This window comes from Nocardioides sp. GY 10113 (genome assembly GCF_004919105.1).
Classification (GTDB): domain Bacteria; phylum Actinomycetota; class Actinomycetes; order Propionibacteriales; family Nocardioidaceae; genus Nocardioides.
In genome coordinates this window covers 64286-77147 of the sequence record NZ_STGK01000007.1, presented here as the reverse complement: position 1 = coordinate 77147, position 12862 = coordinate 64286, and the positions used below count along the sequence as shown (strand labels likewise).

The following is a 12862-nucleotide window of genomic DNA, read 5'->3' as shown; positions in this document are numbered from 1 at the left end:
CGCCGAGCCGTGAGTTGGGCACCACCGACGCGGCGCCTGAGGCCCGGCTCGCGCTACTCGGCGGGCTGCTCCGCGATCTCTGCGGTGACCGAGAGCTCGGTCAGCGCGTCGTCGACGGTGAAGACCAGGTCGCCCACGATCTTGCCCGCGTTGCACAGGTCGGTCGCGGCCGACTCGGCGTCGGCGACCAGCTTGGCGGGACCGGTGACGGTGACCAGCGACAGCGGGGTCTTCATGTTGACCTTCGCCTGCGACTTGGCGCCGCGGATGCCGGCCAGGGCGGCGGCCACGGAGTCGATGATCCGGCCGTCCTCGGCGGCGGCCGAGCCGAGCGCGGTGACGGTCGGCCAGCTGGCCTGGTGCACCGAGCCGGGGCGCCACCACGACCAGACCTCCTCGGTCACGTACGGCAGGAACGGCGCCAGCAGTCGCAGCTGGACCTCCAGGGCGACCGCGAGGGTCGCCTTGGCCGACTCGGTGGCCTGGCCGCCGTCCTCGGCGTACGCGCGCTCCTTGACCAGCTCCAGGTAGTCGTCGCAGAACTCCCAGAAGAACTTCTCGCTGGCCTCCAGGGCGGAGGTGTAGTCGTAGTGGTCGAACGCCTCGGTCGCCTTGACGACGACGTTGGCCAGGCGGCCGATCAGGGCGCAGTCGACCTTCTCGGTGATCGCCAGGCTCGACAGCTCGGTGGCCTTCACGCTGCCGAGGACGAACTTCGAGGCGTTGAGGACCTTCATCGCCAGCCGGCGGCCGACCTTCATCTGGGTCTCGTCGAACGGCGAGTCCAGGCCGGGGCGGGCGATGGCGGCGCGCCAGCGCACGGCGTCGGCGCCGTATTTGTCCAGGATCTGGTTGGGCACCACGACGTTGCCCTTGGACTTCGACATCTTCTTGCGGTCGGGGTCGACGATGAAGCCGGAGATCATCGCGTGCGACCACGGCGCCGCGCCGTTCTCGAAGTGCGCGCGGACCACCCGGGAGAACAGCCAGGTGCGGATGATGTCGTGCGCGTGGGTGCACAGGTCCATCGGGAAGACGCGGCCCCACAGGTCCTCGTCCGACTCCCAGCCGCCCGCGATGTGCGGGGTCAGGGAGGAGGTGGCCCAGGTGTCCATCACGTCCGGGTCGCCGATGAAGCCGCCCGGCTTGCCGCGCTGGTCCTCGGCGTAGCCGGTCGGGGCCTGCGTCGACGGGTCGACCGGCAGCTCGGCCTCGGTGGGCAGCAGGAGCCGGGCGTAGTCGGGCTCGCCGTCCTCGTCGAGCGGATACCAGACCGGGAACGGGATGCCGAAGAAGCGCTGGCGCGAGATGAGCCAGTCGCCGTTCAGGCCGCCGACCCAGTTGTCGTAGCGGTGCTTCATGTGGGCCGGGAGCCACTCGATCTCCGCACCCCGGGCCAGCATCTGCTCGCGCACGCCGGCCTCGCGACCGCCGTTCTTGATGTACCACTGGCGGGTCGAGACGATCTCGAGCGGCTTGTCGCCCTTCTCGTAGAAGTTCGCCATCCGCTGCGTCGGCTTCGGGTCCCCGTCGAGGTCGCCGCTCTCCTTGAGCTTGGCGACCATCGCCTCGCGGGCCGAGTGCGCGGTCTTGCCGGCCAGGTCGGCGTACGCCGCCGCGGCGGGCTCGGCGGTCAGCCACTCCGGGACCTCGCGGGAGAACCGGCCGTCGCGGCCGATCACGGTGCGCACGGGGAGGTTCAGCTCCCGCCACCACTGCACGTCGGTCAGGTCGCCGAAGGTGCAGCACATGGCGATGCCGGCGCCCTTGTCCATCTCCGCGGCCGGGTGGGAGAGGACCGGGACCTCGACGCCGAAGATCGGCGAGGTGACCGTGGTGCCGAACAGGTCCTGGTAGCGCTCGTCGTCGGGGTGCGCGATCAGGGCGACCACGCTGGCGATCAGCTCGGGACGAGTGGTCTCGACGTGGACCTTCGTGCCGTCGGGACGGTGGTAGGCGACGCGGTGGTACGCGCCGGCGTACTCACGGGCCTCCAGCTCGGCCTGGGCGACGGCGGTCTGGAAGGTGACGTCCCACAGGGTGGGGGCCTTCTGCAGGTAGGCCTCGCCGCGGGCCAGGTTGCGCAGGAAGGCGCGCTGGCTCACGGTCTGGGCCGTGGTGCCGATGGTCGTGTACGTGGTGTCCCAGTCGACGCTGAGGCCGAGCGTGCGCCACAGGTCCTCGAAGACCTTCTCGTCCTGCTCGACGAGCTGCTCGCACAGTGCGATGAAGTTCGGGCGGCTGATCGGCACCTGGCGCTTCGGGTCCGGCTTCTCCGGCGGGGTGAAGTCGGGGTCGTAGGGCAGGCTCGGGTCGCAGCGCACCCCGAAGTAGTTCTGCACCCGGCGCTCGGTGGGCAGGCCGTTGTCGTCCCAGCCCATCGGGTAGAAGACCGACTTGCCCTGCATCCGCTGGTAGCGGGCGATCAGGTCGGTGTGGGTGTAGGAGAAGACGTGGCCCACGTGCAGGCTGCCCGACACGGTCGGCGGCGGCGTGTCGATCGCGTAGACGTTCTCGCGCGGCTGGCTGCGGTCGAAGGCGTAGGTCTTGTCGGCCTTCCACTGCGCGGCCCACTTCTGCTCGAGACCTTCGAGCGCGGGCTTGTCCGGTACCGCGACGACGGGGGCCGTCGTGGCCGGTGTCGTCTCCGCGTTGTCGGTGCCCTGGGACTCAGTCATAGTGCCAAATCCTAGAGTGATGCAGGTCCGGGACAGAATTCGACCGGTTAGCATCGCGCGGGTGCGTTCGTTGAGACTCTCCGCCACGGTGCCCGCGACGACCTCGGGGACCGGTGCGAACCGGGCTCGCTCCCGGGGCTCGGCCCGTGCGGCGACGCTTGTCCCGATGCTCGTCTGCGCGCTCGCGATGACGGGGGTCGGGGCCTCTCCGGCGGCGGCCTCGACCGACGGCTGGACCGACGGCTGGACCGACGGCTCGACCGACGGCTCGGCCGCGGGTCCGGCCAGCGACGCCGTCGCGGCGGAGTGGCCGGTGGCGGCCGCGGGCGACCGCGCGTCGGCGCCGGCGTCGGCGTCGGCGCCGGCCCCGCGCCGGTCCAGCCGCCGCGCCGCCGGCGACCTGGAGCTGGAGGGCCGCGGCTACGGCCACGGCAAGGGGCTGTCCCAGTACGGCGCGCAGGACGCCGCCAAGAACTTCGGCAAGACCTACCGCGAGATCCTCGCCTTCTACTACCCGGGCCTGACGCTGGAGAAGGCGCAGGGCCGGATCCGGATCCTGATCACCGCCGACACGACGCCGGACGTGATGGTCCGCCACGAGTCGGGACTGCGGGTGCGCCGGACCTCCGACGGTCGCGTCTGGAAGCTGAACCGCGCCGGGGCCAGCCGCTGGAAGATCACCAAGGCGCCCGGCGGGCGCAGCAGGATCATGGTGCGCAACCGGACGGGCTGGCACGTGGTCCGCACGGTGCCCGGCACCCTCGAGTTCCGGCGTACCGGCGGCCCGTTGCGCCTGATCACGCCGACCGGGACCCGTGCGTACGCCGGCGCGCTGCGCTCGGTGCCCGGCTCCCGCGGTCGCGACACGGTGAACGTGCTCGGGATCGACGCCTACCTGCGCGGCGTGGTGCCGCGCGAGGTCCCGGCGCTCTGGCACGAGCAGGCCGTGCGCGCGCAGGCGGTCGCGGCCCGCAGCTACGCGGCGTACGAGCGGGCGGCCAACCGCGGCGACGCCTACGACCTGTGCGACACCTCCGCGTGCCAGGTCTACGGCGGCGTCGGTGACGCCCACCCGGCCGCCGACGCGGCGATCCGCGCCACCCGGCACGAGGTGCTGCGGGACGGGGGAGAGGTGGCGTTCACCCAGTTCTCCGCGAGCAACGGCGGATGGACGGTCGCCAGCTCGCTGCCCTACCAGCGGGCCGCGAAGGACCCGTGGGACCGGTGGTCCGGCAACCCGTACACGGACTGGACCGTGACGGTGCCCGCCGCGGCGATCGAGCGGGCCTACCCGGCGATCGGCGCCTTCGAGGGGATCGAGGTCACCGAGCGGGACGGCAACGGCGCCTGGGACGGCCGTGCGCTGAGCGTCCGGATCGACGGGGCGGACAGGTCCGTCACCGTCAGCGGCGACACGTTCCGCGTGGTCTTCGGGCTGCGCTCGACGTGGTTCCGGGTGGTCTAGTCCGGTGGGTGCGGGAATCACCGGTCGACCGGTGATTCCCGCGCATGACAGGCACGGCACCCCTGTCATGCGTCAGGAAACCTCCGCCGGAGCGGCGGATGGTGCCCGTGTGGCCGGTGGCCTGGACCGGCCGCGTAGCACCGCCCGCACCACGAGGCCGGCGACCAGGGCCCAGAACGCCGCCCCGATGCCGAGCAGCGTGACCCCGGACGCCGCGACCACCAGCGTCGCGGCCGCCGCCTCGCGGTCGGACGGGTCGGCCAGGGCGTCGCTGAGCGAGGTCGCCAGGGTGCCCAGCAGCGCCAGCCCGGCCGCGGCCTGCATGACCCCGCCGGGGGCCGCCGCGACCAGGGCGGCGAGGGCCGCGCTGGCGACGGCGAGCGCCACGTAGGCGGTCGCGGCGGTCACGGTGGCGATCCAGCGCCGTACGCGGTCGGGTCCGGCCGCGGGGCCGGCGGAGAGGGCTGCCGTGATCGCGGCGAGGTTGATCGCGTGCCCGCCGGTGCCGGCGCCGGCGATGGTGCCGAGGCCGGTCACCGCCAGCGTCTCCCGCCACGGCACGCGGTAGCCGAAGCTCGCCATCACCGCCACGCCGGGCACGTTCTGCGACGCCATCGTCACCACGTAGAGGGGGAGCGCCACGCCGATCGCCCCGGCCAGCGTCCAGTGCGGCGTCGTCCACGTCGGGTGCGGCCACCAGGAGTGCGGGGCGACCTCCGCGGTGACCACCACCGAGACCAGTGCCACCAGCAGTGCGCCCGGGACCGCCCACCGTCGCGCCGCGCGCAGCAGCACCAGCCAGGCGGCCACCACCGGGCTGACGGCCCACGGCTCGGCCACCAGGGCGGTCGCCGGGGCGACGCACAGCGGCAGGAGGACGCCGGCCAGCATGGCCCGGGCCAGCGTCGTCGGGATCGCGGTGACCAGGTCGCCCAGGCGGGGGAGGAGCGCGGTGGCGAGGATCAGTGCGCCGGTGACGGTGAACGCCCCGACCGCCACCGGCCAGCCGCCGGCGGCGCCGGCCGAGGTGGCGAGCAGGGCCGCGCCCGGGGTGGACCAGGCCAGGGAGATCGGCATCCGGTGGCGCAGGCTGAGCCAGGCCATGCCCAGCGCCTGGGTCAGGCAGAGCGTGAAGAGTCCCGACGCCGCCTGGGCCGGGGTGGCGCCCATCGCGGTCAGGCCGGCCAGGACCACCACGAACGAGCTCGAGAAGCCGACGACGGCGGCGACCAGCCCGGCCAGGACCGGTCCGTGCGAGGTCTCCTCCGGCATGGCTCGCCCTTCCCTGGGGCCCGGGGCGCGCGCCGCGGGTAGTGTTCCGTATGCGGAACACTACGACATGTGTTCCGTATACAGAACATGGAGACGTGATGGTGGACGGAGACGCGGCCGGCGCCGGCGTCGGCGCTCGGATCCGCGCACTGCGGGCCGCGCGCGGCCTCTCCCTGTCCGCGCTCGCGGCCGACGCCGGCATCGGCAAGGGGTCGCTCTCCGAGCTCGAGACCGGCCGCCGCAACCCGACCCTCGACACGCTCTACGCGGTCGCCCGGCCCCTCGGCGTACCGCTGGCGGCGCTGCTGGACGACCACGACGGCGCCAGCATCACCGGCGACGGCATCGTCGCGACCCGGGTCCGCCTGGTCCGTGAGCCGGACCGCGTCACCGAGGTCTACCTGCTCCGCCTGGCTCCCGGCGTACGCCGCTCGTCGCCGGCGCACGTGGCCGGGGTCGAGGAGCAGCTGGTCGTGCTGACCGGCGCCGGGACGGTCGAGTACGGCGGGGCGCCGGCGTCGCTGGGCCCGGGCGACCACCTGCGCTTCCCGGCCGACCGCCCGCACGCCTACGTCGCGGGACCAGAGGGCCTGGAGGCCGTCAACGTGATCACCACGCCGGCCTAGGCCGGGTCCCGGGCCGAGAGAGCCGAGAAGCCGGGGTCGACGGCCACCCCACGGGCCGCCGACCCCGGCGGTCCGTGGTCAGCCGATGACCAGCACCAGGTCGCCGCCCTCGACGGGGCTGGTGCCGGCCAGGGCCACCCGCTTCACGGTGCCGCCGGTGGGCGCGGTGATCGCGGCCTCCATCTTCATCGCCTCGATGGTGGCCACGGTCGCGCCCGCCTCGACCGTGTCGCCCTCGACGACGGTGACGGTCACGGCGCCCTGGAAGGGGGCCGCGACGTGGCCGGGGTTGGCCGGGTCGGCCTTCTCCGCGGCGGCGACCTCGGCCGAGATCGACCGGTCGCGCACGCTGACCGGGCGCAGCTGGCCGTTGATCGTGCACATCACGGTGCGGAAGCCGCGCTCGTCGGGCTGCCCGATCGCCTCCACCCCGAGCAGCAGCCGCTTGCCCTCCTCGATGTCGACCTCGTGCTCCTCCCCGCTGTGCAGGCCGTAGAGGTAGTCCGTGGTCGGCAGCACCGACACGTCGCCGAACGTCTCCCGCGCGGCCTCGAACTCCTTGGTCGGTCCGGGGAAGAGCAGGTGGTTGAGGGTGCGGCGCCGCTCCAGCCGGTCGGTCGAGGCCAGCCCCTTGGCCTGGTCGTCGGTGAGGTCGGCGGCCGGAGGGGTCCACGAGCGTCCGGCGAGCGCTTGGGTCCGGAACGGCTCGGGCCAGCCGCCCGGCGGGTCGCCGAGCTCGCCGTTGAGGAAGCCGATCACCGACGCCGGGATGTCGTACCTGTCCGGGTGGGCGGCGAAGTCGGCAGGGTCGGCGCCGGCGCCGACCAGGGCGAGCGCCAGGTCGCCGATCACCTTGGAGCTCGGGGTGACCTTGGGGACGTTGCCGAGGATGTCGTTCGCGGCCGCGTACATGTCCTCGACCTGCTCGAACTTCTCGCCCAGGCCCAGTGCGATCGCCTGCTGGCGCAGGTTGGAGAGCTGGCCCCCGGGGATCTCGTGGCGGTAGACCCGGCCGGTCGGCGAGGCGAGGCCCGACTCGAACGGCGCGTAGACGCGACGCACGGCCTCCCAGTACGGCTCCAGCGCGCTGACCGCGGCGAGGTCCAGCCCGGTCTCGCGGTCGGAGTGGTCGGTGGCTGCCACCAGTGCGGTCAGCGACGGCTGCGAGGTGGTCCCGGCCATCGACGCGGTCGCTGCGTCCACGGCGTCCACGCCGGCGTCGATCGCGGCCAGCAGGGTGCCGAGCTGGCCGCCGGGGGTGTCGTGGGTGTGCAGGTGGACGGGGAGGTCGAAGCGCTCGCGCAGCGCGGTGACCAGGCGTCGCGCGGCCGGGGCACGCAGCAGGCCGGCCATGTCCTTGATCGCCAGCACGTGTGCGCCGGCCTCGACGATCTCCTCGGCGAGCCGCAGGTAGTAGTCGAGGGTGTAGATCCGCTCGCCGGGGTCGTTGAGGTCGCCGGTGTAGCACAGCGCCACCTCGGCCAGGGCGGTCCCGGTGCCGCGCACGGCCTCGATCGCCGGCCGCATCTGCGAGACGTCGTTGAGGGCGTCGAAGATCCGGAAGACGTCCAGCCCGGTGGCGGCGGCCTCCTCCACGAAGGCGTCCGTCACGGCGGTCGGGTACGGCGTGTAGCCGACCGTGTTGCGACCGCGCAGGAGCATCTGCAGGCAGATGTTGGGCATCGCCTCGCGCAGCTTGGCCAGCCGCTCCCAGGGGTCCTCGGAGAGGAACCGCAGGGCCACGTCGTAGGTGGCGCCGCCCCAGGCCTCCATGGAGAGCAGCTGGGGCGTCATCCGGGCGACGTGGCCGGCGACGCCGAGCAGGTCGGCGGTGCGGACCCGGGTGGCGAGCAGGGACTGGTGGGCGTCGCGGAACGTGGTGTCCGTGACGGCCACGGTGTTCTGGGCGCGCAGCCGGCGGGCGAACTCCTCGGGGCCGACCTCGGCGAGCAGCTGGCGCGAGCCCGGGGGCGGCGGTGACTTCAGGTCGACCTGGGGCAGCTTGTCGGTCGGGTCGATGGAGACCGGGCGGTCGCCGTACGGCTTGTTGACGGTGACGTCGGCCAGGTGGCGCAGCAGCTTGGAGCCGCGGTCGGCGGCGGTGCGGGCGGCGAGCAGCTCGGGGTGGGTCTCGATGAACGAGGTGGTCACCCGGCCGGCGTTGAAGTCGGGGTCGGCGAGCACGGCCTGCAGGAAGCCGATGTTGGTGGCCACCCCGCGGATCCGGAACTCGGCGACCGCCCGGCGCGCCTTCTCCGCGGCCAGTGCGTGGGTGCGGCCGCGGCAGGTCAGCTTGGCCAGCATGGAGTCGAAGTGCGGGCTGACCTCGGCGCCGGTGTAGGTGGTGCCGCCGTCGATCCGGACGCCGGGGCCGCCGGGGGACCGGTAGGTGGTGATCTTCCCGGTGTCGGGGCGGAACCCGTTGGCGGGGTCCTCGGTGGTGATCCGGCACTGCATCGCGGCCCCGCGCAGGCGGACCGTCTGCTGGTTCAGGCCGAGGTCGGCGAGCGTCTCGCCGGCGGCGATCCGCATCTGGGACTGGACCAGGTCGACGTCGGTCACCTCCTCGGTGACGGTGTGCTCGACCTGGATCCGCGGGTTCATCTCGATGAAGACGTAGTTGCCGTTGGGGTCGAGGAGGAACTCGACGGTGCCGGCGTTCTTGTAGCCGATGGCCCGGGCGAAGGCGACGGCGTCGGCGCACATCCGCTCCCGCAGTTCGGGGTCGAGGTTCGGTGCGGGCGCGATCTCGATGACCTTCTGGTGGCGCCGCTGCAGCGAGCAGTCGCGCTCGAAGAGGTGGATCACGCCGTCCTCGCCACCGGTGCCGTCGGCGAGGATCTGGACCTCGATGTGGCGCGGCTCGATGACGGCCTGCTCGACGAAGACGGTCGGGTCGCCGAAGGCGGCCTCGCCCTCGCGCATGCAGGTCTCGATCGCCTCGCGGAGGTTGTCGGGGTCGTCGACGCGGCGCATGCCGCGGCCGCCGCCGCCGGCGACGGCCTTGACGAACAGCGGGAAGGGCAGCGCGGAGGCGGCCTCGACCAGGGCGTCCACGTCGGTGGAGGGCGGGACGCTGGCCAGCACCGGGACCCCGGCGGCCTTCGCGGCCGCGATCGCGCGGGCCTTGTTGCCGGTCAGCTCGAGGACCTCGGCGCTGGGGCCGATGAAGGTGATCCCGGCGGCGGCGCAGGCCTCGGCGAGGTCGGGGTTCTCCGAGAGGAAGCCGTAGCCGGGGTAGATCGCGTCCGCGCCGGCGCGGACCGCCACCTCGACGATCCCCTGCGGATCGAGGTAGCTGCGCACGGGGTGCCCGCGCTCGCCGATCTCGTACGCCTCGTCCGCGCGCAGCCGGTGCTCGGAGCCCCGGTCCTCGTAGGGGAAGACCGCCACGGTCCGGGCGCCCATCTCGTAGGCCGCCCGGAACGCTCGGATCGCGATCTCGCCCCGGTTGGCCACCAGTACCTTGGAGAACATGGCCTCACCCTAGGCGGGACAGATCACCGCCGCGTGAACTCGTTTCGCGGATTGGCCGGACCCGGTCACGCGCCCTGGGAGCGCCACCAGGCGACGGTCTCCTTCAGCGCCAGCTCGGTCGGGGTGGGCTCGAGGTCGAGCAGGCGCTGGCTCTCGCTCGACTCCATCACCAGCGGCCGGCTGAACTGGAAGCCCATCTCGGCCAGCTCCCGGGTGTCGGCGTGGACCAGGCCGATCGCGCGCATCGCCCACACCGGGATGGCGGAGGTCCGAGGCATCGGTACGCCGCCGGCGCCGGCGATCGCCGCGATCAGCTCGCGCTGGGTCAGCGGGGCGGCGGTGGGGGCGTGCAGCACGGTGTTCCACAGCGCCGGCTCCTCGGCGGCGCGCACCATCGCGGCCGCCAGGTCGGGCACGTAGGTCCACGAGTGCGGCTGGTCGAGGTCGGCCACCACGGTCATCCGGCGGCCGGCGAGGACCGTGGGGATCATCCGCTCGCCGGCGTGGGCGTTGCGGACGTGGGGACCGAAGAAGTCCGACGCCACCACGCTGACGGTCGGCGTCGGGCTGGCGGCGCGGGCGGCGAGCAGCGCGGTGCGCACGCCGGGCTTGCCGCCCGTGGCGGTCCGCGGCGTCGCCTCGGTGATCGGGGCGTCGACCTCGCCGTAGGAGTAGAGGCTCTCGGGGAACACCACGACCGCGCCGATCCGTCCGGCGGCGTCGAGGACCACCCGCTCGGCGGCGGGCAGCTCGGCGGCCCAGGTGGCGGCGCGGTACCTCGAGCCGTGGATGCAGTGGTGGATCGCCGTGGCGCCGGCGAAGGCATCGCCGACCGCGGCCGGATCGGAGACGTCGACGCGGCGGCGCTCGATCCGCGGGTGCTCGGGCCCGCTGCCGGAGCGGGTCAGCAGGCGCACGTCGTGGCCCCGCTCGGCGAGCTGGAGCGCGACGGTGGTGCCGACCGGGCCGGCGCCGGTGACGACGTGGATCTGGTGCGTGGGGGTGGTCATGGCGGGCCTTCCGACGGTTCCGGGATAGTTAGAGAGCGGTGCTCTCGTTTTCGACTGTGTCACCGTCCGGGCGGAAAGGCAAGAGCGCTGCTCACTTTTGTTGACGGTGATCTCGTCAAGGCTGCAGGATGTCGGCATGATCGGTACCCCGAGGGAGCGAGCCCGCGCCGCGACGATGGAGGAGATCACCCGGATCGGCCGGGAGCACCTGGCCCTGCACGGAGCCGCAGCCCTCTCGTTGCGGGCCGTGGCCCGCGACCTCGGCGTCGTCTCCTCGGCGATCTACCGCTACGTCGCCAGCCGGGACGACCTGCTCACCCTGCTGCTCGTCGACGCCTACGGCGAGCTCGGCGACGCCGTCGACGCCGCGGTCGACGGCGTGCCGGCCGAGCGCCACCGGGAGCGCTTCCTGGCGCTGGGGCGCGCCGTGCGGGGCTGGGCGATCGCCGAGCCGGCGCCCTACGCGCTGCTCTTCGGTGCGCCGGTGCCCGGCTACCGTGCGCCCGAGGCCCGCACCGTCGAGCCCGGCACCCGCGTGCCGCGGCGGATGATCCGGATCGCTGCCGACGCGCTCGCCGCCGGCGCCCTGACCGCGCCCGCCCCCGCCCTCGACGCGCCGGTCCCGGCCGCCCTCGCGGTCGGCCTCGACGCCGTCCGCGAGCAGGCCGGCGCCGACCTCCCCGACGACCTGCTGGTGCGGGGCGTCCTCGCCTGGTCGGCGCTCTTCGGGTGCGTCAGCTTCGAGGTCTTCGGCCAGTACGGGCCCGACCGACTCGGCGACCCCGACGCGCTCTTCGAGCGGCACCTCGCGGTGCTCGCCGACGACCTCGGTCTCTCGGCCGCTAGCTCCCGGCCCTGAACTGGGCGAGCAGCCCGGGCGTCGCCTGGTCGGCGAGCCGCTCGGCGTCGGCGGTCGGGACGTCGTACACCTCGGTGGACCCGCTGCCGCCCGCCGTCGTCGCGGCCACGGTGACCAGCCCCGCGCGGCGCTGGAACCACGAGGCGCGCAGGTTCCAGCCGATCACGTGCTCGCCCGCCAGCGCGGTACGGCGCCGCGCCAGCGACCCGGAGCGCATCACCACGTACCCGTCGACCCAGGCGTGGCCGAGGCTGCGGGATCGATCGCGGCCGAGCAGCAGCAGGAGTGCCACGAGCGCCGGCGCGGCGGCCAGCGTCCAGAGCGGCGCCCCGCCCACGGCGACGGCGATGGCGGGGGCGGCGAGGGACGGGGAGCCGGCCAGCAGGGCGCGGGTGTAGCGCCGCTGTCGGGCGGCGGCACCGTGGTGGCGCAGCGGCGCGTCCACCGGTGCCGGGGTGTCGAGTGCGGCGGCCGCCGCGGCGCGCACGGTCGCCCGGGGTGCCGGTGGGACCAGGTCGACCGCGCCGGCCGCGGCGCCGGTCAGCCCGGTCGCGATCGCCCGGAGGCGACCTCCGCGCGCCAGCCGCATGGCGGCCGCCTCGCCGATCTCGACCCCGGCCAGGCGGTCGAGGTCCAGGCTCGTCTCGCGCGTGGTCAGCAGCCCGCGGTGCACGTGCCAGGCCCGGCTGTCCCGGGTGAGGCTGAAGTTTCCGTTGGTGACCAGGTAGCCGCCCAGCGTCAGGGCGAGCGCGAGGATCCCGGCGCTGACGACCACGCCCGCCACCGTGGCCACCGACACCCTCGGCACGCTCAGCTCCTCGGCCAAGAGCTCGACGTCGACGTCGACGAGCTCGGCGAAGTAGGCGGCCGCGCCCAGCGCGGCACCGAAGGCCACTAGCCCGGCGCTGGTGAACACCGAGAAGAGCAGCCAGGTGGGCTCGAAGCGGGCCACCGTCTCGCGGGCCGGCGCGGCCTGATCGCTGGCCGGTGCACCCGCGCCGTCGGCCGGCTCGGCGTCGGCCTGAGCGCGGTGCAGCAGATCGGTACGGAGCGCGCCGGCGGCCGGGGTGGGCAGCGCGTCCAGGGAGATCCGGTCGCCGAGCGACGCGGCCTCGCCCGTGCCCACGACGACCGTGGTCAGGCCCAGCACCCGGTGGGGCAGGGTGGCGGTCAGGTCGATGCTGCGGACCCGGTCGAGTGGCGCGGACGTCGTACGGCGCTCCAGGAGGCCGCGGCGCAGCTCGACCCGGTCGGCGGTGACGCGGTACTCGGTCGTCAGGTAGCGGATCACGCCGATCGCGACCGGCATGCCGACGCCGAGGTAGAAGAGCGCCGACCCGAGGCCGTTGCCCACCGCGGCCAGGCCGATGAGGACCGGGACGAACTTCCACAGCGCGTTGAGCGCGTGGATCAGCAGCATCCGCGGATCGAGTCGGCGCCACTCGCCTGGGCCCCCGGCTGGAACCCCGCCTGCG

8 protein-coding genes are annotated in these 12862 nt (G+C 73.9%); 3 read left to right on the top strand and 5 right to left on the bottom strand.

Annotated elements, in window-relative coordinates; translation table 11 throughout:
• Positions 1-53: 53 nt before the first annotated feature.
• Positions 54-2678, bottom strand: coding sequence for a valine--tRNA ligase (valS, locus tag E8D34_RS10870; protein ID WP_136594660.1), 2625 nt, complete (start codon positions 2676-2678; stop codon positions 54-56).
• Between the two features lie 166 nt (positions 2679-2844).
• Between valS and E8D34_RS10865 the strand changes: the two genes are divergently transcribed.
• A complete protein-coding gene (locus E8D34_RS10865) occupies positions 2845-4143 on the top strand; it encodes a SpoIID/LytB domain-containing protein (protein ID WP_168929406.1) in 1299 nt (432 codons plus the stop codon).
• A 72-nt stretch (positions 4144-4215) separates the two neighbouring features.
• On the opposite strand, the gene E8D34_RS10860 is transcribed toward E8D34_RS10865, so the two are convergent.
• Positions 4216-5415 carry a benzoate/H(+) symporter BenE family transporter gene (locus tag E8D34_RS10860; RefSeq protein WP_136594658.1) on the bottom strand — a complete coding sequence of 400 codons (1200 nt, stop codon included), beginning with the start codon at positions 5413-5415 and terminating at the stop codon, positions 4216-4218.
• 98 nt (positions 5416-5513) lie between these two features.
• Here E8D34_RS10860 and E8D34_RS10855 point away from each other — a divergent pair, with 98 nt between their 5' ends.
• Positions 5514-6041 (top strand): XRE family transcriptional regulator, encoded by a 528-nt coding sequence (locus E8D34_RS10855; protein ID WP_136594742.1) that lies wholly within the window; start codon positions 5514-5516, stop codon positions 6039-6041.
• A gap of 78 nt (positions 6042-6119) precedes the next feature.
• Here E8D34_RS10855 and E8D34_RS10850 read toward each other — a convergent pair whose 3' ends face one another.
• Together E8D34_RS10850 and E8D34_RS10845 are read right to left on the bottom strand one after the other, a co-directional pair.
• Positions 6120-9518 carry a pyruvate carboxylase gene (locus tag E8D34_RS10850; RefSeq protein ID WP_136594657.1) on the bottom strand — a complete coding sequence of 1133 codons (3399 nt, stop codon included), beginning with the start codon at positions 9516-9518 and terminating at the stop codon, positions 6120-6122.
• A gap of 65 nt (positions 9519-9583) precedes the next feature.
• Positions 9584-10528, bottom strand: coding sequence for an NAD-dependent epimerase/dehydratase family protein (locus E8D34_RS10845; RefSeq protein WP_136594656.1), 945 nt, complete (start codon positions 10526-10528; stop codon positions 9584-9586).
• A 136-nt stretch (positions 10529-10664) separates the two neighbouring features.
• On the opposite strand from E8D34_RS10845, the gene E8D34_RS10840 reads away from it, so the two are divergent.
• Positions 10665-11387 (top strand): TetR-like C-terminal domain-containing protein, encoded by a 723-nt coding sequence (locus tag E8D34_RS10840; RefSeq protein WP_136594655.1) that lies wholly within the window; start codon positions 10665-10667, stop codon positions 11385-11387.
• On the opposite strand, the gene E8D34_RS10835 is transcribed toward E8D34_RS10840, so the two are convergent.
• Positions 11371-12807, bottom strand: a complete 1437-nt coding sequence (locus tag E8D34_RS10835; RefSeq protein ID WP_136594654.1) for a PH domain-containing protein — start codon at positions 12805-12807, stop codon at positions 11371-11373. The two genes, E8D34_RS10840 and E8D34_RS10835, sit on opposite strands and share 17 nt — an antisense overlap.
• Between the last annotated feature and the right edge of the window lie 55 nt (positions 12808-12862).

Coding starts and splice junctions, on each gene's coding strand:
- E8D34_RS10865 (WP_168929406.1), top strand. CDS start 2,845: ATGCTCGTCTGCGCGCTCGCGATGACGGGGGTCGGGGCCTCTCCGGCG.
- E8D34_RS10840 (WP_136594655.1), top strand. CDS start 10,665: ATGATCGGTACCCCGAGGGAGCGAGCCCGCGCCGCGACGATGGAGGAG.
- E8D34_RS10855 (WP_136594742.1), top strand. CDS start 5,514: ATGGTGGACGGAGACGCGGCCGGCGCCGGCGTCGGCGCTCGGATCCGC.
- E8D34_RS10850 (WP_136594657.1), bottom strand. CDS start 9,518: ATGTTCTCCAAGGTACTGGTGGCCAACCGGGGCGAGATCGCGATCCGA.
- E8D34_RS10845 (WP_136594656.1), bottom strand. CDS start 10,528: ATGACCACCCCCACGCACCAGATCCACGTCGTCACCGGCGCCGGCCCG.
- E8D34_RS10835 (WP_136594654.1), bottom strand. CDS start 12,807: ATGCTGCTGATCCACGCGCTCAACGCGCTGTGGAAGTTCGTCCCGGTC.
- valS (WP_136594660.1), bottom strand. CDS start 2,678: ATGACTGAGTCCCAGGGCACCGACAACGCGGAGACGACACCGGCCACG.
- E8D34_RS10860 (WP_136594658.1), bottom strand. CDS start 5,415: ATGCCGGAGGAGACCTCGCACGGACCGGTCCTGGCCGGGCTGGTCGCC.